The sequence below is a fragment of the Leisingera sp. ANG49 genome (genome assembly GCF_059694505.1).
Genome location: NZ_JCATZN010000002.1, coordinates 64957 through 88435, shown reverse-complemented (window position 1 = coordinate 88435; position 23479 = coordinate 64957). Strand labels below are relative to the sequence as shown.

19 protein-coding genes, 1 tRNA gene and 2 pseudogenes are annotated in these 23479 nt (G+C 63.6%); 9 read left to right on the top strand and 13 right to left on the bottom strand.

Annotated elements, in window-relative coordinates; all coding sequences use genetic code 11:
• The first annotated feature begins 47 nt into the window (after window positions 1-47).
• From AC58NV_RS06850 to AC58NV_RS06835, 4 genes are read left to right on the top strand one after another with little or no spacing between them, the layout of a single operon-like run.
• Window positions 48-695, top strand: coding sequence for a TetR/AcrR family transcriptional regulator (locus AC58NV_RS06850; RefSeq protein WP_497226461.1), 648 nt, complete (start codon window positions 48-50; stop codon window positions 693-695).
• Window positions 692-1876: a pyridoxal phosphate-dependent aminotransferase gene (locus AC58NV_RS06845; protein ID WP_497226460.1), complete on the top strand. Its 1185-nt coding sequence runs from the start codon at window positions 692-694 to the stop codon at window positions 1874-1876. Before AC58NV_RS06850 ends, AC58NV_RS06845 begins: the two co-directional genes overlap by 4 nt.
• Window positions 1873-3477, top strand: a complete 1605-nt coding sequence (locus AC58NV_RS06840) for a 5-guanidino-2-oxopentanoate decarboxylase (RefSeq protein WP_497226459.1) — start codon at window positions 1873-1875, stop codon at window positions 3475-3477. The genes AC58NV_RS06845 and AC58NV_RS06840 overlap by 4 nt, the downstream gene beginning before the upstream one ends.
• A 5-nt stretch (window positions 3478-3482) precedes the next feature.
• Window positions 3483-4265: an arginine deiminase family protein gene (locus AC58NV_RS06835; RefSeq protein WP_497226458.1), complete on the top strand. Its 783-nt coding sequence runs from the start codon at window positions 3483-3485 to the stop codon at window positions 4263-4265.
• 119 nt (window positions 4266-4384) lie between these two features.
• On the opposite strand, the gene AC58NV_RS06830 is transcribed toward AC58NV_RS06835, so the two are convergent.
• Window positions 4385-4840, bottom strand: coding sequence for a MarR family winged helix-turn-helix transcriptional regulator (locus AC58NV_RS06830; RefSeq protein ID WP_497226457.1), 456 nt, complete (start codon window positions 4838-4840; stop codon window positions 4385-4387).
• A 340-nt stretch (window positions 4841-5180) separates the two neighbouring features.
• Between AC58NV_RS06830 and AC58NV_RS06825 the strand changes: the two genes are divergently transcribed.
• The 5 genes and pseudogenes from AC58NV_RS06825 to AC58NV_RS06805 all read left to right on the top strand — a co-directional run bounded on the left by AC58NV_RS06825 (window position 5181) and on the right by AC58NV_RS06805 (window position 8544).
• Complete coding sequence (locus tag AC58NV_RS06825) at window positions 5181-5432, top strand: GNAT family N-acetyltransferase (RefSeq protein ID WP_497227034.1); 252 nt, start codon at window positions 5181-5183, stop codon at window positions 5430-5432.
• A gap of 589 nt (window positions 5433-6021) precedes the next feature.
• The gene (locus AC58NV_RS06820; protein ID WP_497226456.1) at window positions 6022-6186 is read left to right on the top strand and encodes an aminotransferase class III-fold pyridoxal phosphate-dependent enzyme; all 165 of its coding nucleotides are present in this window, start codon (window positions 6022-6024) and stop codon (window positions 6184-6186) included.
• Entirely contained in the window at window positions 6183-6539 is a 357-nt protein-coding gene (locus AC58NV_RS06815; protein ID WP_497226455.1) for an aminotransferase class III-fold pyridoxal phosphate-dependent enzyme, read from the top strand. Before AC58NV_RS06820 ends, AC58NV_RS06815 begins: the two co-directional genes overlap by 4 nt.
• 147 nt (window positions 6540-6686) lie before the next feature.
• Window positions 6687-7079, top strand: a pseudogene (locus tag AC58NV_RS06810) (ectoine synthase).
• A 31-nt stretch (window positions 7080-7110) separates the two neighbouring features.
• Window positions 7111-8544, top strand: a pseudogene (locus tag AC58NV_RS06805) (amino acid kinase family protein).
• A gap of 196 nt (window positions 8545-8740) precedes the next feature.
• Here the strand turns inward: AC58NV_RS06805 and AC58NV_RS06800 are convergent.
• The 12 genes from AC58NV_RS06800 to AC58NV_RS06745 form a co-directional block, all read right to left on the bottom strand.
• Window positions 8741-9526, bottom strand: a complete 786-nt coding sequence (locus AC58NV_RS06800; RefSeq protein ID WP_497226454.1) for an SDR family NAD(P)-dependent oxidoreductase — start codon at window positions 9524-9526, stop codon at window positions 8741-8743.
• Window positions 9523-10473 (bottom strand): phosphotransferase enzyme family protein, encoded by a 951-nt coding sequence (locus AC58NV_RS06795; RefSeq protein WP_497226453.1) that lies wholly within the window; start codon window positions 10471-10473, stop codon window positions 9523-9525. Before AC58NV_RS06795 ends, AC58NV_RS06800 begins: the two co-directional genes overlap by 4 nt.
• Complete coding sequence (locus AC58NV_RS06790; protein ID WP_497226452.1) at window positions 10470-11765, bottom strand: aspartate aminotransferase family protein; 1296 nt, start codon at window positions 11763-11765, stop codon at window positions 10470-10472. Before AC58NV_RS06790 ends, AC58NV_RS06795 begins: the two co-directional genes overlap by 4 nt.
• 14 nt (window positions 11766-11779) lie before the next feature.
• Window positions 11780-13267: an aldehyde dehydrogenase gene (locus AC58NV_RS06785; protein ID WP_497226451.1), complete on the bottom strand. Its 1488-nt coding sequence runs from the start codon at window positions 13265-13267 to the stop codon at window positions 11780-11782.
• 4 nt (window positions 13268-13271) lie between these two features.
• A complete protein-coding gene (locus AC58NV_RS06780) occupies window positions 13272-14798 on the bottom strand; it encodes a tripartite tricarboxylate transporter permease (protein ID WP_497226450.1) in 1527 nt (508 codons plus the stop codon).
• Between the two features lie 7 nt (window positions 14799-14805).
• Window positions 14806-15345, bottom strand: a complete 540-nt coding sequence (locus AC58NV_RS06775; protein ID WP_497226449.1) for a tripartite tricarboxylate transporter TctB family protein — start codon at window positions 15343-15345, stop codon at window positions 14806-14808.
• 60 nt (window positions 15346-15405) lie between these two features.
• Window positions 15406-16335 carry a tripartite tricarboxylate transporter substrate-binding protein gene (locus tag AC58NV_RS06770; protein WP_174145780.1) on the bottom strand — a complete coding sequence of 310 codons (930 nt, stop codon included), beginning with the start codon at window positions 16333-16335 and terminating at the stop codon, window positions 15406-15408.
• 37 nt (window positions 16336-16372) lie between these two features.
• A complete protein-coding gene (locus AC58NV_RS06765; protein WP_497226448.1) occupies window positions 16373-17614 on the bottom strand; it encodes a Tm-1-like ATP-binding domain-containing protein in 1242 nt (413 codons plus the stop codon).
• A 24-nt stretch (window positions 17615-17638) separates the two neighbouring features.
• Entirely contained in the window at window positions 17639-20101 is a 2463-nt protein-coding gene (locus AC58NV_RS06760; RefSeq protein WP_497226447.1) for an FAD-dependent oxidoreductase, read from the bottom strand.
• 164 nt (window positions 20102-20265) lie between these two features.
• Complete coding sequence (locus AC58NV_RS06755; protein WP_497226446.1) at window positions 20266-21027, bottom strand: IclR family transcriptional regulator; 762 nt, start codon at window positions 21025-21027, stop codon at window positions 20266-20268.
• A gap of 888 nt (window positions 21028-21915) precedes the next feature.
• A tRNA-Arg gene (locus tag AC58NV_RS06750) sits at window positions 21916-21992 on the bottom strand.
• 100 nt (window positions 21993-22092) lie between these two features.
• Window positions 22093-23478, bottom strand: coding sequence for a sensor histidine kinase (locus AC58NV_RS06745; protein ID WP_497226445.1), 1386 nt, complete (start codon window positions 23476-23478; stop codon window positions 22093-22095).
• Window position 23479: the final 1 nt, after the last annotated feature.

Here is a 23479-nt window from a genome sequence, read left to right as displayed (position 1 = left end):
TTATGCAAGTGTATAATTTCTCCGCCAGCACAAAAACAGGAGCTGAGGTGACCGACGAGCGCCGCAAATTCAAACGCGAATCCGCCGAAGCCCGGAAGGAAGCGCTGATTCTCGCCACGCTGGAACTGGTGGCGGAGAACGGTGTGCGCGGTGCCACGGTGCGGGGCATTGCCGAGCGCGCCGACGTCACCCAGGGACTGATCCGGCACTACTTCAGCTCCAAGGAAGAGCTGATCATCGCCGCCTATGAACATCACATGACCGCCATGACCGATCAGACATTTGCCCCCGCGGCGGGGGTGGACGGCACAGCACTGGCCAGGCTCACCGCCTTTGTGAATGCCTCGCTGACGCCGCCGGTTGTGGATCCGCGGTCCATCGCGCTCTGGGCCAGTTTCCTCAACAAGGTGCAGCAGGACCCGCAGATGAAGGCCACGCACGAACGCACCTATGCCTATTTCCGCGACTTTCTGGAAGGGCTGATCGACGCCGCGCTGGAAGAAGCCTACCGCCCCGCCGCTCCTGCCCGGCTGCGGCAGCTGGCGATTGCCTGCAACGCGGTGATCGACGGGCTGTGGCTGGAGGGCGGCGCCCTTCCGGATGCCTTTGCGCCGGGTGAACTGGCAGACATCGGACGGCAGTCGGTTGCCGCAATCACTGGTTTGAATTTGGAGCAGGAGGCTGAAAAGACATGAGGCTGACAGCAATCACTGAACGGCTGGCCGGACTGGGCGGCGGCAAATGGGAAGTGCATCTGAAGGCCCGGCAGATGGCCGCAGCCGGTGCCGACCTGGTGGAAATGACCATTGGCGAGCCGGACGTGCCCACTCCGCCGGAACTGGTGGAAGCCGCTGCGCAGGCGATGCACGCAGGCCGCACCGGCTATTCCGACGGCCGCGGCGAGGCGCATCTGCGCGCCGCATTGGCTGAATCCTACAGCGCCAGCCGCGGGCGGGATTTCGGGCCGGAAAATATCCTCTGCTTCCCCGGCACCCAGACCGCGCTGTACGCGGTGCTGCAGGGCGTTGCCGAACCCGGCACCGAAGTGCTGGTAGGCGATCCGATGTATGCCACCTACGAGGGCGTGATCCGCGCCTCTGGAGCGGACATGGTGCCGGTGCCGCTGCGCCCGGAAGCCGGGTTCCGGATGCAGGCCAGCGATATTGCCGCCCGCATCACCCCGCGCAGCCGCGCCATCCTGCTCACCACCCCGCACAACCCGACCGGCGCCATCCTGACGCCGCAGGACTTGCGCGAAATCGGCGAGCTGGCAGTGCAGTATGACCTCTGGGTCATCTCCGACGAGGTCTATGAGCACTTGGTGTTTGAGGGTGCGGAATTTGCCTCGCCGCTCTCCGATCCAGAACTGGCCGACCGGGTCATCGCGGTCTCCTCGATCTCCAAGTCCCACGCCGCACCGGGTTTCCGCAGCGGCTGGTGCGCCGGGCCAGAGGCCTTCTGCTCCGCCCTGCTGCCGGTCTCGGAAACTATGCTGTTCGGCAACCAGCCCTTCATCGCCGACATGACTGAAAGGGCGGTGCGCGAGGGCTCCTCGGTGGCCGCGGGCATGGCGTCCCGCTTTGCCGCACGCGCTGCCCTGCTGGAACAGCGCCTGCATGGCGAGACCCGGCTGCACGTCCACCACCCCGAGGCAGGCATGTTTGCCCTAATTGATGTATCCTCAACCGGAATGGACGGCGACGCCTATGCCTGGGACCTGCTGAACAGCGGCGTTGCCGTGATGCCTGGCTCGGCCTTCGGCGAAGGCCTCAAGGACTGGGTGCGCGTTGCCCTGACAATTGATGACGCCAGCTTTACGACCGCCCTCGACCGGATCGTGGCGCACGCAAACTCCAAGGCACGAGGTGCAGCATGACCCGCAAGACAGTTGGCGAAGCCCTGGTCGCAGGGCTGAAGGCGCGCGGTGTTTCCTGCGTGTTCGGCATCCCCGGCGTCCACACGGTTGAGCTGTACCGCGGCCTGGCCGCCTCTGGTATCCGCCATATCACCCCTCGCCACGAACAGGGCGCGGGCTTCATGGCAGACGGCTACGCCCGCGTGTCCGGCCAGCTGGGTGTGGCCTTTGTCATCACCGGCCCCGGCCTCACCAACACGCTCACCCCGATGGCCCAGGCCCGCGCAGATTCGGTGCCGATGCTGGTGGTGTCCGGCGTCAACACCAGCAGCACACTTGGAAGGGGCCACGGCCACCTGCATGAGCTGCCGGATCAGCACGCGCTGGCGAAAACCGTGGCACTGATCTCGGCACACGTTGCCCAGCCAGAAGAGCTGGAGGCCGCGCTCGACCGCGCCTTTGCCCCCTTCTCCGTCGGCCGTCCAGGTCCCACACACGTCCAGATCCCGCTGGACGTGGCAGGCACCACCTCCCAGAACGGCCCCGAAGTTTCGGTCCCCGCCCAGCCGCCGCTCGACCCGGCTCAGATCTCTGCAGCGGCAGGTCGGCTTTCTGCGGCAAGCAAAGTGGTGATCCTTGGCGGCGGCGGCGCCAAAGGTGCTGGCAGGGACTTGCAAGCACTTGCCGAACGCCTCGACGCGCCGGTGGTGCAGACAGTCAACGCCCGCGGGTTGATGCACGGCCACCCGCTGACCGTTCCGGCCAGCCCCAGCCTGCAAGCCGTCCGAGCGCTCATCGAGGAGGCCGATTGCGTGTTGGCCTTGGGAACGGAGCTGGGGCCGACGGACTACGATATGTACGCCACTGGCAGCATGCCAGCCATGGCCGGGCTGATCCGGGTCGACATTTGCCAGGACCAACTGGCCCGCCACGAAACGGAGCTCGCCATCCACAGCCGGGCGGGTGACACCATCTCCGCCCTGCTCGCTACCCTGCCCGCACCCCAGAAGCAAAGCCGGGGCGCGGCGCGCGCTGAGCACACGCGCGCCGCTGCCTTTGAAGAGATCGGAGCGGACTACCGCGCGCAGGTCGAGGTGCTGAACGCCATGCGCGCCGCAGTACCAAATGCTCTAATGGTGGGAGATTCCACTCAGCCGATTTATGCCGGCAACCTCTACTACGACCACGACCGCCCCGGCGGCTGGTTCAATGCCGCCACCGGCTACGGCGCGCTCGGCTACGGCATCTCCGCAGCCATCGGCGCAGCAATTGCAGCCCCCGACACCCCGGTGATCTGCATCGCGGGCGACGGCGGCGCCCAGTTCTCCCTGCCGGAGATCATGGCCGCCGTGGACGAAAACCTGCCCATCACCTTCGTGATCTGGAACAACCGGGGCTACGGCGAAATTGCCACCTCGATGCAGGACGCCGGCGTCCCCGTCGTGGGCTGCGACCCCACCCCGCCGGAGTTCGGCCCCGCAGCCGCCTCTTTTGGAATTCCTTACTCCCGCGTGCCGATGGAGCCTCAGGCAGTTGCCGCCGCACTGCGGGAAACCAGCAAAAGCGGCACACCCTCCATCCTCGAAATCGAAATCACCGGACCCGCTCCGGACCAGGAGTAACCCCTATGCGAAACCCCACCTTCGAATTCACCCGCGCCATCACCCGCCGTCCAGCCTCAACCATCGCTGCTGGCCTTCGTGCCGAGGACGTCGGCAACCCCAACCTCAGCAGCATGCTGCAGGCCCACGCCGGTTATGCCACCGCACTGCGCAGCACCGGCGCCGAGGTGATCGAGCTTGAGCCGCTGGAGGCCTTCCCCGACGCCCAGTTTGTCGAGGACACTGCCCTCTGCCTGCCGCAGGGCGCCATCCTGATGCGACCGGGTGCGCCGTCCCGTCTGGGCGAGGTGGCGGAAATGGCCCCCACCCTGCGCGCCTGCTACGACGACGTCCGCGAAATCACCGGCCCCGGCCATATCGAAGGCGGCGACATCCTGGTGACCGGCAAGGAGATCCTGGTCGGCCGTTCCGACCGCACCGATGCCGCCGGCGTTGCCGAATTGGCGGAGATTGCTGCTGAATGGGGCCACTCCCTGCGTGAGGTTTTCACCCCCGAGGGCGTGTTGCATTTTAAAACTGACTGCTCACTGATGGACGCCGAGACAATCCTGTCAACCAAACGTCTTGGCGCCTCCGGCTGTTTCGAAGGCTACCGGGTGCTGCATGTGGCCGAGGGCGAGGAAGCCGCTGCCAACGCCATTCGCTTCAACAATCTGGTGCTGATGGCCGCCGGCTTCCCCCGTACCGCCGAAATGCTGGACAAGGCGGGATACCAGATCGTCGAGATCGACAACACTGATTGCGCCAAACTGGACGGCGGCATGTCCTGCCTGTCGCTGCGGTTCTGAATCCCCCCTGCCGCGCAGCCGCACCAATGCCGCGCCGATTCTCCTGTATCCACACGACAACTTTGCCACAGGCAACAGCACACTCAGAACAGTCAGCTTCAGGGAGTAGTCAGGGGCTCTCAAGTGACCAGCCCCGGCGCCGCATCAATGTCCGCTGTATCTAGCATGGATGCAACGCGTTCAAGCGCCGCGATCAGCGACGCCTGCTCCCAGCCCTCCATTGACGTAAACTTACGCACGAAACGCTGCTGCAGTGGATCCGGCGACTCGGCAATCGCCTGACGCCCCCTTCCGGTGACAAGGATATTTGTCTGCCGCCGGTCAGTCAGCGACTTCTCCCGCAGCACCATCTCCTTGCGGACTAGCTTGTCGACCAGAGAGGTGACTGTTGCCTGGGAAATCCGCATCTGCTGGGAAATCGCCTTGGCGGTGCAGTTCTCGCTGGCAGCGATGATCTGAAGCACCCGGAACTGCGCTGCAGTCAGCTCAACCGACTGTGATAGCTCTCGGCTAAACAGGTCAGTTGCACGCAGAATACGGCGCAGGGCGATCAGGCTTGCATTAATGCGGTCCATATCCCGGTTCCGATAGAGCGCAACGGGACAGTAAAGGTTTACACACTAATTTAATTCGACAACCAAAATATAAAGCCCAGCGAAATCGCGGCAAAGAACCTCCTTTTGCAGCACGCCACTAAATAAAAGCAAAAACTCCAGACAACTTGAAATTACCTCAACACCAATATGCTTTGATTAGCGAAGCAATTACGGAGGCGCCAGAACACATGCGACATGCATAAGAGTTATGCTGGAAAGCAGCCCCACGCTGCGCGAGCCCGCGGCAAACGACGGCCCCGAAATCTGGGAGCTGGTAAGGGCCTGCAAGCCGCTCGACGAGAACTCAATGTACTGAAATCTGATCCAGTGCGATCACTTCCGGGATACCTGCGTTGTGGCAGAGTTCAATGGCGAGATTGCAGGCTGGGTGTCCGCCAATGTTTTGCCAGAGGACCCGGACACGCTGTTTATTTGGCAGGTAGCGGTGTCGGAAAAGGCCCGCGGCACCGGCCTCAGCTCGCTGATGCTGACCGGACTGCCGCGCCGCAAGGCCTGCGAAATAATCAAACGGCTGCAAACAACCATCACGCAGGAAAACAAGGCATACTGAGCATTGTCCCACAAATTCGCAGCCAACCAGGGCGCGCCGCTGAAGAGCCAGCCCCACTTCACTCAGGGCCAGCATTTCCGGGACCGGCAGAGCACCGAACATATGGTCACGATCGATTTCTCGAAGGCGCCCAGCTGGGCAGCCTGAGGCCGGTTTATCCGATGTGTTGCATGCCTGCTCTGATCTGCACAATTCCAAAAGGACATACGATGCCGACTGACACGTCAGCCAAAATCTCTATTTAAAAACGCCGCGAGTCTGAGGCGCGCAGCTATTGCCACAGCTGTGACACGGTTTTCTCCTAGGCCCAAGGTACCGAGCTGAAAGACAGCCTTGGGCGCTAATTCTGGCCCGCAAGGTGACTGGGCGCAGCAATGTCATCGCCTTCACCAACGGCTTTCACGGCGCCCCCCCTAGGCCCCCTGGCAGCCACCGGCAGCAGCTGCCACCGCGGCGATGCCGGGACTTCGCTGCACGGCGTCACCCGGATGCCCTAGAACGGGTACTTCGGTACGGACACCGATACCGCCCGCTATCTCGAAACTATCCTGCACGACTCCAGCGGTGCCGATGCCCAGCTGCGTTCCTCTTGGAAACCGCGCAGGGTGAAGGTGGCCTGAATGCTGCAAGCCCCGAATGGGTGCAGTGCATTGCCACGCTGGCCAAGGAGCACGGCGCCCTGCTGACCATCGACGAAATCCAGGCCGGCTGCGGCCGCACCAGCGGCTTTTCTCCTTCGAGGAGATGGGAGTGACGCCAGACATCGTGACGATGGCGAGATCGGTTTCGGGCTTCGGCCTGCCGTTAGCGCTGATGCTGGCCCGCCCGCAGCACGACATCTTAGGTCCGGCAGAGCACAACGGCACTTACCGCGGCAACACCCACGCCATCATCACCGCCACCACGGCAATCCGAAAGTTCTGGTCGGACACCGGCTTCCAGCAAAACACCGCCGCCAAGGCCCGGCTGCTGACCGCCGCGCTGGAGGAAATGTCCGGGCTGATCCCTGACTCCAGGCTTAAGGGCCGTGGTATGATGCAGGGGCTGGATGTGGGCTCAGGTGAACTTGCTGCCAGCATCTGGCTCACGCCTTCGACAACGGACTGATCATCAAGACCTCCGGAAACGAGGTTCAGGTGGTCAAGTTTCTGCCCCCTGACCACGCCCCAGGACACCTTCATCAAAGGCCTGAACATCCTGCGCAGCGCAATCCGCGGCGTGACAGTTTCCAGCAAATTTGCTGCGGAGTAAGAAATCAATGTTCGTGACTACAACGACACTATTACAAGTGACCGCAGCCGCGTCGTATAGGACGCAAATTGGTCTTCGGTGCGGATGCTGCTGGCCGAAGACGGGATGGGATTCTCCTTCCACATCACTTTTCTCGAAGCCGGGTCCGAACACACGTTCGAATACAAGAACAACTTGGAGAGTGCCTATTGCATGCAAGGCTCAGGCTCGATCGCAGACCTGGCCACTGGCGAGACGCACTTGATCCGGCCCGGCGTTATGAATGCGCTGGACAAGCATGACTGCCACAACCTGCGGGCCGAGGAAGAGCTGGTCATGGCCTGCGTGTTCAATCCGCCCGTGACCGGCACCGAAGTGCACCGTGATAACGGCTCCTACGCGCTGGAAACCACCTGAAGAGGCGCCAACAGAAGCCGGGTGAAACATTTTGAATTTCTTTGACCACACCGTCCAAAAAATCGGCGTACGTCGACGAGCCGCATCCGCGAGCTGCGAGATACACTCATCATCGGCGGCCGCAACAGCGCGTCGCTCTATCACCTCATATTTGTGATCTCCGCCTTCGGCGGGATCACAAACCTGTTGCTGGAGCACAAGAAGTCCGGCGAACCCCGCGTCTATGCGCTGTTTGCCAATGACGTCAACAACCACGGCTGGCTGGATGCGCTGATCCGCGTGGGTGAAGCCATGACCGAGGCCCACATCGGCGTGCTGGAAAATCAGGAAGACCGCACCCGGGCGAAGGAATTCGTGCGCTACCGCATTGAGGGTACCCGCAGCTGCCTGTTCGACCTGTAGCGCCTGTCCTCCTACGGCCATTTCCGCCTGTCGAGCCAGTTGACGCTGGTGCGCGTGCTGCTGTCCGGCCCGGACAAGGCGCATTCCGCCTTTGTCACCACGCTGTTTCTTCAGCGCGCCGGCGTGAACGCCCGTTTCGTCGACCTCAGCGGCTGGCACTACTAAAGCGAATGCACGCTGGTGGAACGGGTCGCCACCGGCCTGCGCGATCTCGACCTGGCCGCGGAGCTACCTGTCGTGACGGCTATGCCCAGTGCCGCGGGGGGCTGATGCGGGCATACGACCGCTGCTATTTCGAGGTCACCTTTTCCAGCATCGCCGCCTATACCAAGGCATAAGAGGCAATCATCTATAAGGGATTTCACCTGTCTTCCGCCGATCCAGCGATGGTAGCCACAGAAGCCGTGCGCGAACTGGGTCACACGAACTACGACGTGGTCGACCGGCTATCGAACATGGGGATGGAAGCCATCCACCCAATTGCCGCCAAGACCCTGCTTCAGTCAAATGTGGCTCTGCGCGTGACCAACGCCTTCGAACCTTCTGACCCCGGCACCCTCATCTACAGCCAGCCGGCCGATCCCCACGTGTCGAGATCGTGACCAGCATCGATGTGGTGGCGCTGGAGCTGTTCAAACAGGAAATGGTCGGTGTTAAAGGCTATGATGCCGCCGTGCTGAAGCCTCTGCGTCGCCGCCGGGTCCGGATCGTCTCCAAAAGTTCGAACACCAATACCATCACTCACTATGTCGAGGCCTCGCTGAAAACGGTGCGATGTATTGTGAACGACCTAGAGGCCGCCAACTCCTCAGCCCACGTCGGCGCCCGCACGCTCGCCATCGCCTCCGCGATCGGGCAGGATCTATCCGGGATGAACGCCCCTCGCCGCGGCCTTGCTGCCTTTGACTGAGCAAATTTCGATGTGATCGGTGCGGACCAGACGCCGCGCAACGTCGACATCCAGGTTGCGGTTCCGCGGAAGGCCGCAGACGCAGCGGTCTTGGTTTTACACGCACCGCTTATTTCCGGGCTGGACAACTTGGCAGGAGCCAAAGCCACCTGAACCGCTGCCCCGGAACTTGGACCTGCTTTACCCGCAACCAGTCTGATACGCGTAGCACCATGAGCGATGAAGGATCCTAAAATTATACTGCCGTTAGCTAGCAAGATCCGGGCTGCGATGCCGGCCCGGCACAGCACCCATTCCATACGCTCCGTATCTGAACCAGCGGCGCAACAGGCCTGCAAGCGGACCGGTGCTAGAACGCCAATGTCGGGACATCGACAATCGTCGCACCGCCATCGACCGTCAGAGCGGCCCCGGTTATCATGGCAGCCTCCTGCGAGCAAAGGAACGCAACGGCGGCGGCAACCTCTTCGCCCGTGGCCGGGCGGCCCAGCGGCACGTCGCGCGTGACCAGGCTGTAGGCGTCCTCGATGGAAGCAAGACCCCGGCGCTCCACCAGCTCTGCCATCTCGGCATCGGCCATTTCGGTGCGGACCCAGCCGGGGCAGATCGCGTTGCAGCGCACGCCGTGCCTGCCATAGTCGCGGGCAATCGACCGGGTCAGCCCCAGCAGCCCGTGTTTCATGGTGACATAGCCGCAAGCCTCTGGCCCGGCCGCCAGGGCAGCTATCGACGCCATCATCAGGATGCTGCCGCGCCGTTCCCTCAGCGCCGGCATGGCGGCGCGGGCAGAAACCATTGCCGTGTTCAAATTAGCCTGCACCGCGGCGCCCCAGTCTTCATCACTGATCCCGGTGAGGGTGCCGAAGCCAAAGCCGCCCGCATTGCAGACCATCACGTCCAGCCCGCCCCATTGGTCGCGGGCCAGCTCCACCAGAGACTCCATATGCTCTGCACTGGCGGCATCTCCTGCCACGGCAATGCCGCTGCAGCTGTCCGCCACTTTTTCGATCGGCTCCAGCCGGCGGCCGGTCAGGATCACATTGCCGCCCTCGGCCGCAATCCGGCGGGCGGTGGCGGCACCGATGCCTGTGCCCGCGCCGGTGATAATCGCGGCCTTGCCTTCAAAGCGCGTCATGGCTGGATACCCTTTCTTGCCAGATATTCCTGCGCCAGCGTCCGGGTGGACCTGATGAACCGCTGATTGCGATCGGCGGCTCCGGGTTCGTCCATGCGGGTAATGATCCAGCCCGCATAGGTTGCCGAGCGCAGCACGATGAACAGATCGAGCGCCGCCAGGTCGATCGCCCGTTCCGACAGGTAACCGGCAATCAGCGCGCCGCGCAGCGCCGGGTAGTCGGCCTCCCGCATGTTCTTGAGCAGCGTGGTGGCCAGATCGAACAGCCGGAAACCGAAGCCGCTGTCGTCAAAGTCGATCAACTGCAGCTTGTCGCCGTCCGCCATCACGTTTTCGCGCACCAGATCGGCGTGGATCAGGCCATAATCAAGTTTGCCCTCCAGCTGCTGCAGCTCGGCACCGGCTTCCCTGCGCAGGGCAAGGAACAGCGCGCGGTCCTCTGCCGTCAGAGAAGGGTTTTCCCAGAACCGGCCCCAGACCGGGTTTTCGCCAAGCAAGCCGTCCCGGTCCCAGGACCAGCGGCTGAAGCCCTCTGGCGGCGTCCAGCGGTCGGAGACCGCGTGCAGCCGCGCCATCTCCCGGCCGATGCCGTGCAGCAGCCCGGCGCGGTCGGCTGCGGCCAGATCCTCGCCCGTCTTGCCAACCGGGGCGCCGGAGAGCCAGGTCAGCACATCGACCTGGACTCCGCCGGCCACGTGCAGGAAGCCACCCGAAGCCGAGGGGATTGGGGCGGGCACATTCAGGCCGCCCTCCGCCGCGGCGTTCATCCACTGCAGTTCCGACCACAGCTCTGCGTCCGTCCGGTAGCCGGGGCGGTGCAAGCGCAGCGCATAAGACCGGCTGCCGTGATCCACCCGGTAGACCTGGTTTTCGCGGGTGGCAATCAGGCGGGCAGCCGCGCCCTCCATCCCCCATAGCGCCAGGGATTTCTCCACTGCGGCGGTCACGGCTGTACCGGGATTTCGGCCAGAACTTCGTCCAGCGTATCGAACAGCAGGTCGGCGTTTTCCCTGGAGAACGGCATCGGCGGGCGGATTTTCAGGGTGTTCTTGTGGCGGCCCAGCTTGGAATGGATGATGCCACGGTGGCGCATGGCGTTGATCACCCGGTCGGTGAAGGCGCTGGCCGGCTCCTTGGTGGCGCGGTCCAGCACCATTTCGGCACCAAACACCATGCCGGAGCCGCGCACATCGCCGATGACATCATATTTTTCCTGCAGCGCTGTAAGCCGGGCGCGGGCATGGGCGCCGACAGCCTCGGCATGGGCCAGCAGGTTCTTGTCCTCGATCTCCTCCAGCACCGCCATCGCCGCGGCACAGGACACCGGGTTGCCACCGAAGGTGTTGAAGTAACGGTAGCCCGAGCGGAAGGTTGCCAGGATTTCACCGCGGGTGACGACACCGCCGACCGGATGGCCATTGGCCATCGGCTTGCCCAGCGTCATCACATCCGGCACCACACCCATCTTCTGATGCGCCCACATATGGGTGCCTGTGCGGCCAAAGCCGGACTGCACCTCGTCGCAGATCAGCAAGCCGCCAGCATTGCGCACCACCTCTGCCGTGGGCTTCAGCCATCCGCCGGGATGGTTCGGGAAGCCCTCGTTCAGGAAAAAGGGGCAGATCACCAGCGCGGCAAAGCCGGTGCCCGCCGCTTCATGCGCGGCGATCTGTTCCGCCACGGCGGCGGCGAATTTGGTGCCGTCCGGATCCGGGTTCCGGTAGCTGTCCGGCGCCTCGGCAAAGCGGAAGTACTGCGCCAGCCCGAACCCGACCGTTGGCGTGTTCGAGCAGCTGAGCTGGCTGACCAGCGCAGTGTTTCCGTGATATGTCGCGTCGGTTGCCACGATGCCACGCTTGCCGGTCATTGCCTCGGCCATGCGCAGGGCAATGTCGTTGGCCTCCGAACCCGTGCAGGTCAGGATGGCGGTGTCGAGCGAGGCATCCATGGTAGCGGTCAGCTTCTCCGTGTAGTCGAGAATGCCATCGTGCAGGTAGCGCGTGTGGGTGTTGAGCGTGGCTGCCTGGCGGCAGATCGCCTCCACCACCCGCGGGTTGCAGTGGCCCACATGCGGCACGTTGTTGTAGCAGTCCAGGTATTTGCGCCCCTCCGCATCCCACAGCCAGACGCCCTCGCCCCTGACGATATGCAGCGGCTCATCATAAAAGGTGGAGACATTCGGCCCCAGCAGCCGGGCGCGCCGGTTGATGAGATCCTGGGATCTGGGGGACAGTGTCATGGCGTTTCCTCGTGTCAAAGCTGAATCCAGGCGGACTTGAGGTCGGAATATTTCTCCAGAGCGTGCAGGGATTTGTCATGGCCGTTGCCGGACTGCTTGACCCCGCCCAAAGGCACCGTCAGGTCAGAGCCGCCGTAGGTGTTCACATGCACGATGCCGGCGCGGATGCCCGAAACCATCCGGTGCGCCCGGCTGAGGTTGGCGGTCCAGACCCCGGCGGAGAGGCCGTAGGTGGTGGCATTGGCGAGGCGGACCGCTTCCTCTTCATCCTTGAAGGTGGTGACGGCCAGCACCGGGCCGAACACCTCATTCTGGAACAGATTGTCCTGCGGTTTCACCCCGGCCATGATGGTGGGCTGCATGTAGAAGCCGCCGGTCTCTTCCAGGATGCGCTGGCCGCCGCTGCGCAATTCGGCCCCCTCAGCCTCGGCGCGGGCGGCGAACTCCAGGTTGGCCTCCAGCTCCGCCAGCGAATGTACCGCGCCGATCTGGCTGGCGAGATCGAGCGGGTCGCCGACGCGGAAAGCCTCGGCATGGCGGGCCATTTCTGCGATGAAATCCTCGGCGATGTCTTCCTGCACCAGCAGCCGCGACCCGGCCACGCAGACCTGGCCAGAATTGCGGAAGATGCCCGCTGCCGAAACCTTGGCCGCCTCGGCCAGGTCCGGCGCATCGCTGAAGACGATGTTGGGGGATTTGCCGCCCAGCTCCAGATAGCAGCGCTTGAGGTTGGAGCGCGCCGAGTATTCCAGCAGCCGCCGCCCGGTGGCGCCGGAGCCGGTGAAGACCATGATGTCCACGTCCATGCTGAGCGCCAGGGTTTCGCCAACCACGCTGCCCTTGCCGGTGACCACATTGAAGACGCCCGGCGGCAGGCCGGCCTCGACCGCCAGTTCGGCGATCTTCAACAGGCTGAGCGAGGCGCTTTCAGCAGGTTTCAGGACAATCGAGTTGCCCGCCGCCAGCGCCGGGGCGACTTTCCAAGCGCCGATCATCAGCGGAAAGTTCCAGGGCACGATGGCCCCCACCACCCCGACCGGCGCGTGATGCACCAGGGCCAGCACGTTCTCTGCCGTGGGGGCAACCTGGCCATAGACCTTGTCGATTGCCTCGCCGTAGTAGCGGAAGGTGGCGGCGGCCGACAGCGCTTCGGCCTTGATCGCCATGCTGATTTCGGTGCCGTTGTCGCGAACCCCCAGAACCGCCAGCTCCAGCGCCCGGTCCTCGATCAGGTCGCCCAGCTTCATCAGCACCTTCTTGCGGGCAGCAGGGGCCATGCGGGACCAGCGGCCCGCCTCAAAGGACGCCCGGGCGGAGGCGACGGCACGCTCCATATCGGCAGGGGTTCCTTCGGCCAGGAGGGTCAGCGGCCGGCCGTCAATCGGGGAAATCACCTCCAGCGTGCCGCCGGTCAGAGATGCCTGCGGCCCGCCATCGATGAAATGGCCCTGCGCCAGCACCTCCAGCTGGCGGAGGGCGTTGATATCGTTCTGGTTCAGCATGCTGTTACCCTTGCTGGCTGGAATGTTCGTAGTCAGGCCCGACTGGCTCCGGCTTTTGCTTGGCCTTCTGCTCACGGATCAGGGTGCGGACGTGCAGCACCAGGATCCCGATGATCATCACAAAGATGATCGCGGCGATGGGGCGGCTGATGAAATCGATGGGGGTTTTCACCGCCGCCATCGCGGCGCGCAGCTTGACCTCCATGATGCCGCCCAGAACCATGCCCAGGATGATCGGCACGATCGGCAGGTTCAGCCGCTTGAGGATCAGCCCGAACACGCCGAAGCCCGCGGCGATGGCGCAATCCGTGATCGAATTGCGCAGCGAATAGACGCCGATGAAGGACAGCGTCAGGATCATCATGCCCAGGAAACGGGTCGGGATCTGAATGATCTTCAGCAGCAGGTTGGTGGAGAACAGCAGAAACACAAGCACGATCACATTGAGCAGGATCAGCGCCAGATACAGTGCCATCACGAAATCCAGCTGGGTTTCGAACAGCTGCGGCCCCGGGATCACGTTGTGCACATAGAACACCGACAGCATCATTGCGGTCAGCGCCTCGCCGGGGATGCCCAGCGCCAGAAGCGGGATCATTGCCGCACCTGGAACAGCGTTGTTTGCTGCCTCAGATGCGACAAGGCCTTCGGGAGAGCCGTTGCCGAAGGCGTCCGGGTTTTTCGAGGTTTTCTGCGCATAGGTGTAGGAAAGGAACTGCGCGGTGAACTCGCCGACGCCGGGGATCATGCCCATCAGCACACCAAGGGAGGAGGAGACGGTGGCAATGCGCTTGATCCCCAGCAGCTCTTTCATGCCCGCAAGCATGCTGCCCTGCACATGGGCATCGCCGGGGGCATGGTCTTTTTCGATCAGCAGCAGGAACGCCTGGCTGAGGGCAAAGAGACCCAGCACCACGACAATCAGGTCAAATCCGGAAGACAGCCAGGACTGGTCGAAGGTGAAGCGTTTGGTGTATTTTACCGGCTCCAGCCCGACGGTGTTCAGGAAGATGCCGAAACAGGCCAGCATGCCGGCGGCAAAGGTCTGACCGCGGTGCGCAACCACCACCAGCAGGATGCCCATGAACGCGGCGAGAAAGATCTCGCGGCTGCCGAAGTGCGGGGCAATCACCGCCAGCAGCGGCGACAGCAGGATCAGGCAGATGACAGAAAAGATGCCGCCGAAGAACGACGCCGTATAGGCCAGCGACAGCGCCCTGTGGCCCTCCTTGCGCCTGGTCATCGGGTAGCCGTCATAGGTGGTCAGCGCATTGACCGGCGTGCCCGGGGTATTGATCAGAATGGCGGGAATGGCACCGCCGTACATCGAGCTGCCGTAAATACCCAGCAGCAGGGTCAGCCCGACGATGGGCTCAAAGGCAAAGGTGGCGGGCAGCAGGATGGCGATGGCGACTGCGGGTCCGACCCCCGGCAGCGCGCCGATGATGACGCCGCCGATGGAGCCGATGGCCAGCGCCATCAGGACTTCCCATTGGGCCAGGATCTGAAAACCGGAAAGAAGCGTGTCCATGGCGGCCTCACAAATAGGTCAGCGCAAAGGCGCGGATCGCCTCGGGCAGATACTGGTAGATTTCGCCTGCAGGGATCTTCACCTGCAGGAACCCGCGGAAGATCAGCGCGACGCAGACAGCAAACAGCGCAGCAAGCGTCAGGTGCTGCAGGCGGCGGAAGCCTGCGCGCAACGTCAGGAACAGGGCAAACAGGATCGTTGACGGCAGGTAGCCGCAAAGCGGGACAATGGTGACATAGGCCAGGAAGTACAGGACGTACTCAAGCGATCGCAGCCAGAACACGACTTCCTTCAGCCGGCCGTAAATGCGCGGAGAAACGATCGAGCCCAGCAAATGGAAGGCGCCGAAGATCACCATGCCCCAAACCGCAATGCCGGGCCACAGCGACGGCTGTCCGAACCATTTGGTGCGTTTCACCCATTTGGTCTGCTCGCCCAGCTGGCTCAGCAGGAACAGCGCGAACAGCAGGAACACCACGGCAAAGACCAGGTCGCCGGGCCGCCGGTAACGCTGAAACAGCTCCTGAAAATACTTGATGCGTGTCATCGCAGCGCCCTCCTCAAGCCGCGGCGGTTGCCGGGGCGCAGCGCGGCGCCCCGGTCCCTGTTATTCGCCGACCAGCGCGTTGACCTCGGCCAGGTCGGTGATGTCCTTCTCGATCTGGCTGGCAGAGGCCTCAGCGTCCTTCCAGTAGAGCAGCACACCGGTTTCCTTCATCAGGTTCTGCGCGGCTTCGGTCTCCAGCGCAGCCTGGGCGGCGGCGGCGATCTTTTCGCGCGCATCCGCCGGGGTGTCCTTGTGCACGAACAGCCCGTTCCACAGCGACAGCTCCAGGCCCGGAACAACCTCGGCCATGGTCGGGACATCCGGGGTGAGCGCAGTGCGCTCGGAACCGATGCTGGCCAGGATCTTGATGCTGTCCATACAGGGCAGCAGGGTCTGCAGGGTGCCGTTCACCACATCCACGTCGCCCGAGGCCAGCACGTTGCAGTCCAACAGGTCGTAGGCCGCTTCGCTGGTGAAATCGAAGCCGGATTTGATGGCCGCGGCAAAGGTCACCTTGGTCGGTGCCAGGAAGGAGCCGTAGTGGCCCAACGAGACGTCATTCTCCGCGCCGTAGGCCGACAGCTCTTCCCAGGTGTCATAGGGCTTGTCCGCCAGGGTCGCGACCACAAACGGATAGGTCAGGAAGATGCCGACAGGATCAAAGGGGTTCGGGCTCAGCTCCGGAATGCCGATCTCAGGACCGACCACGGGCACCCCGATCACGAAGGAGCCGACCGTATAGCCGTCCGCCGGTGCGTTGGCCACTTCGACAGCGCCGGGGAACGGGCCGCCGCCGCCGCCCGGCTTGTTCACCACCGCCGCAGGAACGCCGTACATTTCCTGGAATTTGTCGGCGATCATCCGGGTCAGCACGTCCTCGAGGTCGCCCGGCGGCCAGGGCACCACGAAGGAAACCGGTTTTTCCGGATACTCCGCCATGGCGGCGGTAGCACTGAGTAAGGCCGCAGCGGCTGCTAGTTTGAGTTTCATTTGGTCCTCCCTTTTGATGTTTATTTTGTTCGGCCGGTTATGCCTTGCCCGGCGGGACAGTCCCTTCCGCCACCCAGCGGTCGAGGATCTCCAGCGCTGTATGCGCGAAGGCAGTGTCGTTGATGTGGGCATCCAATCCGGTTGCCTGAACAGAGGGCGCCACAGTGGCGCTCAGCTCGCTGATGAAAGCTGCCAGCCCTTCAGGGTCGTGGCAGTCGCCGCCGGGGCGGTCCCATTCCTCGATCCCGCCCTTGGGGATGATCAGATGCGTCGGGAATTTGCTTTCGCCCAGCCGGCGGTTCAGTTCGCGGGCGATCTCGCGGCGCTCTTCGGCATTGTAAAACGTGTTCTTGACCAGCTTGTTATGGGTGTGGATCGGGCGGCCCTCGAACTGGGCCGGGATTTCCTGCCAGCCGGCAAAGTCGATCAGATCCATGCAGCCAGGCGCAACGATCTGCGGGATGCCTGCACGGCCTGCCGACAGGTGCCGGTCACGGCCGGCGTTGACCACCGAACCGGCCATCAGGTTGCCCAGTTCGCAGCCGGCAAAATCCATCACGCAGACAAAGCCGTTCTGCGCCGCAATCTGCTCGAACGCCACGCCGCCCATGCCCATGGCGTGGAACACCGCCACCTCGTAGCCGCGCTGCTCCAGCTCCGGTTTCAGGATCTTGATGTACTTCAGGCAGGAGGTGCCGAGCGATGTGACGCCGATCACCGGCCGCCCGCTGACCGCAGGTTCGGCAGCCCGCGCAGCACCCAGCACGGCCCCCGCCGCCTGGGCAAGGGAGGACCGGCAAATGCTGTTCAGCCCGTAGAGACCGCCTGCCCAGAGGATCATCTGGATATCCGGCGACAGCCGTTCCGCCGGGATCAGCGCCGAGAAGGAGACGGTGGAAACCACATATTTCGGCACCCCGACCGGCAGCGCCTGGCAGACATCCAGCGCCAGGTCGGTGCCCATGGTGCCGCCCAGGATGATCACCCCGTCGATGCCGCCGTCACCGTGCAGCTCCCGGGCCAGCGCGCAGGCGCCTGCCGACATGATGTTCATCGCCACATGCTCGCTGCCGCTGTCGATCGCAGCCTGGATAGAGCTGCCGCCGGCCCTGGCCACATCATGCTTGGAGAAGTCGGTGGGCTGCTCCGGGTCGCCCAGCACGCTGACATCCAGGGTCAGAACCCCGCCGCCCAGGTCGCGGATCTTATGTGCCAGAAATTCCAGCTCGGCGTTCTTGGTATCATAAGTGCCGATGACCAGAATGGTCTTGTTGGTCATGTCGTCTTCCCTCCCAGTCGCGGCTCAGCCCCGCATGATCTCGCCCCTAGGGTCATAGAAAGGTGCCAATTGCACCTTCAGCGGGTACATCCTGCCAGCGATCTGCACCTCGAATCCACCCTCGTCGATCCAGGACCTGCTGACGCCGCCCTCACGGTGGAGGCTTGCCAGCCCCACCATTGCCTGCAGACGGAACCCCCAGTCGCCCGAGGTAACATGGCCCACGATCCCGCCATCCTTCCACACAGGTTCATTGTGGATCAGATAGGGCCCGTCCTTGGCGCCGACACCTTCGGCGATGCAGGAGACGGTCCGGTAAGGCGTTGCCGGGCCGGCTGCCTTCTGCGCAGCGAGCCTGGCTTTGCCGAGGAAATCGTCGTCCTTGCCAAGCGCCACTGCAAAACCGAGCCCGGTTTCATAGGGGGTGTCGTCCTCGCCGATGTCGTGCCCGAAGTGGCGGAAGCCCTTTTCCAGCCGGCAGGCGTTCATCGCAAACATGCCCATGTGCCGCAGGCCCAGCGGTTCACCCGCCTCCATCAGCGCCTCATACACGCCTGCCACAAATTCGGTCGGCATCATCAGCTCATAGCCCAGCTCGCCCAGGAACGACCGGCGGATGGCCCAGCCGCGGGCATAGCCCATGTCGATCTCCTGCGCCGCGCCAAAGGGGAACGCCGCGTTCGACAGGTCGTCGCCAGAAATCGCGGACAGGATTTCACGCGACTTCGGCCCGTGGATGGAGATCAGGCCATAAGCAGAGGTGGCGTCGAAGATCTCAAACCGCCACTCCGGGTCGGCGTGGTCGCGGATCCAGGCCTGATCGCGGATCTGGCTGGGGTGGCCGGTGATCACCATGAAGCTCTCCGGCGCAGTGCGGGTGATGGTGACATCGGCCTCAATACCGCCGCGGCTGTTCAGGAACTGGGTATAGACAGAGGTGCCGGTATCCACGTCCATCTCGGCGCCGCAGACCCGGTTCAGAGCGCGCACCGCACCGGGCCCCTGGACCTGGATCTTGGCGTACATCGACTGGTCGATCAGCACTGCCGCGTCCCGCGCCGCCAGGCATTCCGCCTCGACATGCGGCGACCAGTCCTTCCACCACAGGTTCGGCTCTTCGTTCCAGCCCTTCTGGTCCGGATCGTAATACATGGGCATTTCCCAGCCGATCCGTTCGGCAAACGTGGCGCCGGCGGCCTGCAGGCGGTCATGCAGCGGCACCCGGCGCACGCCGCGGGCGCTGTAGACCTGGCGCCCCGCCCAGGAGACACCGTAGTGAAAGCCCACCGATTCCGCGCTGCGGTCGTGGTTGTATTTCGTGTTGCGCTGGAACGGATGCGCCCGCCGCGCCAGCATCGGCCCCATGCCGCGGGACGGCTCGCCGCCGGTCATCCATTCCGCCATCGTCAGCCCGACGCCTCCGGAATTGAGGATACCGTTGGAGTTCATCCCGGCGGCCACATACAGCCCCTTGATCTCGCTGGCCGGCCCCAGGTAGGGGCGGCCGTCGGGGGTGAAGCTTTCGGGGCCGTTAAAGAAGGTCTGGATACCCATCCCGCCCAGCGCCGGCATCCGTTCGAACATCTTCTCCAGGTTCGGCTCCACATGCTCCATGTCGAAAGGCAGCTCGTCGAATTCGAAATCCTCGGGGATGCCGTCAGCGCCATAGGGCTTGCCGTGTTTCTCGAAAGAGCCGATCAGAAGCTTGCCGGTGTCTTCCTTCCAATAGGTCCGCTCCTCGGCGATGTTGAGTATCGGCTGATCCTTCGGCAGCGCGTCGACCGGCTCGGTCACGATGTAGAAATGCTCGGTTGCGTGCAGCGGCACGGTGACGCCATGCGCCTTGGCAAACAGGTGGCTCCACATGCCGCCGGCCAAAAGCACCTTGTCCGTTGCAATCACGCCCTGATCAGTTTCAACGCCTGCGACCTTGCCGCCGCGGACAACCAGCTTCGTGACCTTGGTGTCCTCGAACAGCCGGGCGCCCAGAACCTTGGCGCCCTTGACCATGGCAACGGTCACGTCCAGCGGGTTCACCTGGCCGTTGGACGGCACGAAGAACGCGGATTTCACGTCTTCGGTTTCGATCCAGGGCCATTTCTCCTGCAGCTCTCCGCGGGACAGCAGGAAGCTTTCGATCCCCATGCGGACGGCGTGGTCGTGGCTGCGCAACAGCTGCTCGTGCCGGACGTCACCGATGGCCAGGTTGATGGTGCCGTTGGGCTTATAGCCGGTGCCCTGGCCGGTTTCCTCCTCCAGCTCGCGGAACAGCCGGGCCGTGTATTTGCCCAGCTCGGTCTGCGCGGTGCTGTCGCGCAGCTGGCCGACAATCCCTGCCGCGTGCCAGGTGGTGCCGCTGGCGACCTTGCGCCGTTCGATCAGAACAGTCGGCACTCCGCGTTTCGCCAGGTGGTATAGCGTCGAGACACCGATGATACCGCCGCCGATGATCACCACAGGGGCGTGGTCCGGGAGTTTGTGAGCCATCAAATCTCTCTTTCAGCCCGCCGGTGCAGGCGATCCGCAGGTTTCAGACCGGAAGCAGGAAAGCACTGCGGGGGCAGGTTTCAGCCGCTCAGCTGCAGATCTTGTGACAGAGAGAATCGGTTTCCCAAAATTTTCCGCACCAATGGTGCGTTTATTGCACCATCCTAGACAGCTTGACCGGAAGGTGCACCCGTCAATGCGGTCTCCAGTTTCCCGATGGCCGTTCTCAGCAGCCCGGCCAATTCCTCCTGCCGGTCTTCGTCCAGGTTCAGGGCGGGAACCGCGATGGCAACGGTGCCGGCCGGGTCCTTGCCGCCGGTGAAAAACGGCATCGCAACGCTGGCGACCCCGATCTCGACCGTGTTGCGGGCACAGGCATAGCCGCGGCTGCGGGTTTCACGGATGACATCCCTCAGTTCGTCTTCATCGGTCACCGTGAACCGCGTCAGCTTCTCCCGTTTCAGTTTCAGCAGCCGTTCGCGGGTTTCCGAAGAACAGAACGACAGGAACGCCAGCCCGGATGAGGAAGAATGGTACGGATAGGTTTCCGCAGGCCTCAGGTTGATCACGTTGCCCCGCGCAGGCAGGGTGAAGGAGGCCGTCGCCAGCCCGGTTTCGCCGGGGATGCCGACATGCACGGTTTCATTTGCCTGCGCCGACAGCCACTGCGTCACCACTTGGGTGGCCTTGACCATCGGCACCGTCGCCTCGCGCAGCCGCGCCAGCGCCAGGAACTCGTGCCCCAGCCGGTATTTCCGGGTTTCCGGGTTCTGCTCAATGAACCCGTGCTTGCTCAGAGCCAGCAGCAGCCTGCGCGTCACCGCCTTGTCCTGCCCGGTGGCGCGGGCCAAATCGTTCAAGCCGATTTCCAGGCTCTCCAATGAAAACTGGCGCAGCAGCAGCATCGCCTTGTCTACGGTTTTCATGGCCCGGCTCCTCTGCCTGATTGTGGCGCCGGCGGATTGGCCAGTGCCCGGTGTCTTTTCCGGGCGTACCATATTACCCCCAAAACCGCCCTGAATATTGCACCCCAAGTGCATTTATCGCACCACCTCCGGGCAATGCACTATCTTCGCATATGCCATCTTAGGGCAATTCCCATTGGAAGGCCTGATGGGAAGCAGGCTTGGACGCCACGGTGCCAGACCGGTCTTTGGCAAACTGTTAGACTATCTCGTCTTGACGCTCTGTCCCCGGAAAGCCGCTGTTGCCGCATGCATCCAGTATATGGCGCCGTACCGCCGCAACTGCGGAGCGGCCAAACGCTCTGGGCGGCAAAGCAAAGTCAGTGACACTGGCTCGGCAGACCAGTCAGAAATCAGGCATACGAGATTGCCTGCCTGGACATTCTCCTGTGTCGGCAAGGACGGTAACAGGTCCGCTCCTTGCCCCGCCAGGACGGCCGCAAAGGCAAGCTCCATCGCCTTGACGCGCAGGCCGATCAGCGGCTCGACAATCTGCTGTATCCCTTCCTTGTTCCGAAACGCCCATTTACCGGGTTCTTGCGCTCAAAACAGCGGGCAACCTGGCCAAGTCAGCAGGCCGGGAGAGAGGGGCATCCCTTCCGCAACGGCCGGATTGGCATAAGGAGCGCGCTTGTCTGGCGCGGGTCCCTCCCAATTTCACCGCTCCGGCCCCGTGTGTCAGATCACCGTCCGGCCGCAGTCCGGAAGACACGAGGTCTTCCGAAGTGAAAATCAGGGAAGGCTTCGCCACTGGCGGAACAGGAGGCGCGAGCGGGGATGTTGGAGACACGAAAAAGGAAAGGTTTTGTCGCAAATGGCAAAACTATGTGTCGCCCGACATTTGGGAAGTGGCGGACCGAGGAGGATTCGAACCCCCGACCCCTTGATTCGTAGTCAAGTACTCTATCCAGCTGAGCTATCGGTCCACTGCGGCGGGGTTTAATCATAGCATCGGGGAGTCGCAACCCCAAAAACAAAAATAGTGCCACCCGCCTGCTGCTTTCCTGCGCCGGGGCTCCAGCGGGGTCAGAGCGTGCCGTCGCCCTTGGGCAGGCAGATCTCGAACACGGTGCCTTCGGGGCCGGTTGCCTGCAGCTTCACGGTGCCGCCGTGTCCGCGGGCAAGCTCGCCGGCAATCGCCAGCCCCAGACCGGAGCCGCCTTTGCGGGCGCCGCCCTGGAACGGGGTGAACAGGTTGTCCTGCGCCTTCTTCGGCAGGCCCGGTCCGGTATCGGCCACGGTGATATACCAGGCATCGTCCTCTTCGCGCGCGTCCACCGTGATCCGCCCGGGCTGGCCGGCGGCGGCAATCGCCTGGCGGGCATTGCGCACTAGGTTCAGGACGATGCGGAACAGCTGCTCCGGATCGGCGCGCAGCATCATCGGCTTGGGCACCGCGTTGACGATCTCCACGTTGCCGCTGTCCGCCGCCAGCAGCTCGCTCTCGGCGATGTCGGCGGTGATTTCATGCAGGCAGACCACGCCGAATGTGGGCGACGGCTCCTCCGCCTTGCCGAACGCCAATGTGCCCTCGCACAGGGACACCGCACGGGTTATCGAATTCACCAGCTTCGGCGCCAGGCGGCGCACCAGCGGGTCCTCGCTCATCTCGATGCGGTCGGTGAACAGCTGCGCCGAGGTCAGGATGTTGCGCAGGTCGTGGCTCACCTTGGCCACCGCGCCGCCCAGCTGTGCCAGCCGCTCGCGCTGCTTCAGCGCCTGGGTCAGTTCTGTCTGCAGCTGCATCAGCGCCTCCTCCGCCTCGCGCAGCTCCACCACGCTGGAGCTGGGATGGATGATGCCGCGCGCATCCTCCGGCGCCGCCGCATAGCGCTGCATGTAGCCGACCACGCTCTTGATCGGCTTCACCAGCACGATCCGCACCGCCCCGAACAGCAGCACCGCGGTAATGATCGAGATCACCGCGGAGAGAATCAGGATCCGCACCCCGTAGTCGATCATCGCCGTCCGCAGCGGTGCGGTTTCCATAGTGACCTCGATCAGCAGCCCGGCCTCGCGCACCGGCGCGCCGATCACCCGGATGATCTCATTCTCCGGGCGGGCCAGCCGCAGCATCGCGTCGCGGATCAGGGTCATCGCACCTGCCATGCGCAGATCATAGGTGCCGGTGATCTCCCGCGGGATCGGCGAGGCCAGCATCAGCTGGCGGATCTCGTCGCGGCGCAGCACCACGTTGTAGACGCCTGCGTTCTCCAAGAGCTCCGCTTCCAGCTCGGTCTCCAGCATGTCATCGGCCAAGAGCGCCAGCGACGCGATCTGCGCCCGCTCCAGCCGGTCGGCCAGGTAATCCTCGCGGAACCGCGCAATCGACGGCACAAAGATCAGCACCTCGGCCAGCATCACGAAGACCGTGGTCAGGATCAGAAATCGGCCCGAGAGCGTGTTGAGCATA

Excerpts from the sequence above, each read along its gene's own strand:
- AC58NV_RS06775 (WP_497226449.1), bottom strand. The coding sequence starts at position 15,345 with ATGACACGCATCAAGTATTTTCAGGAGCTGTTTCAGCGTTACCGGCGG.
- AC58NV_RS06745 (WP_497226445.1), bottom strand. The coding sequence starts at position 23,478 with ATGCTCAACACGCTCTCGGGCCGATTTCTGATCCTGACCACGGTCTTC.
- AC58NV_RS06770 (WP_174145780.1), bottom strand. The coding sequence starts at position 16,335 with ATGAAACTCAAACTAGCAGCCGCTGCGGCCTTACTCAGTGCTACCGCC.
- AC58NV_RS06755 (WP_497226446.1), bottom strand. The coding sequence starts at position 21,027 with ATGAAAACCGTAGACAAGGCGATGCTGCTGCTGCGCCAGTTTTCATTG.
- AC58NV_RS06760 (WP_497226447.1), bottom strand. The coding sequence starts at position 20,101 with ATGGCTCACAAACTCCCGGACCACGCCCCTGTGGTGATCATCGGCGGC.
- AC58NV_RS06765 (WP_497226448.1), bottom strand. The coding sequence starts at position 17,614 with ATGACCAACAAGACCATTCTGGTCATCGGCACTTATGATACCAAGAAC.
- AC58NV_RS06830 (WP_497226457.1), bottom strand. The coding sequence starts at position 4,840 with ATGGACCGCATTAATGCAAGCCTGATCGCCCTGCGCCGTATTCTGCGT.
- AC58NV_RS06845 (WP_497226460.1), top strand. The coding sequence starts at position 692 with ATGAGGCTGACAGCAATCACTGAACGGCTGGCCGGACTGGGCGGCGGC.
- AC58NV_RS06780 (WP_497226450.1), bottom strand. The coding sequence starts at position 14,798 with ATGGACACGCTTCTTTCCGGTTTTCAGATCCTGGCCCAATGGGAAGTC.
- AC58NV_RS06800 (WP_497226454.1), bottom strand. The coding sequence starts at position 9,526 with ATGACGCGCTTTGAAGGCAAGGCCGCGATTATCACCGGCGCGGGCACA.
- AC58NV_RS06840 (WP_497226459.1), top strand. The coding sequence starts at position 1,873 with ATGACCCGCAAGACAGTTGGCGAAGCCCTGGTCGCAGGGCTGAAGGCG.
- AC58NV_RS06790 (WP_497226452.1), bottom strand. The coding sequence starts at position 11,765 with ATGACACTGTCCCCCAGATCCCAGGATCTCATCAACCGGCGCGCCCGG.
- AC58NV_RS06835 (WP_497226458.1), top strand. The coding sequence starts at position 3,483 with ATGCGAAACCCCACCTTCGAATTCACCCGCGCCATCACCCGCCGTCCA.
- AC58NV_RS06785 (WP_497226451.1), bottom strand. The coding sequence starts at position 13,267 with ATGCTGAACCAGAACGATATCAACGCCCTCCGCCAGCTGGAGGTGCTG.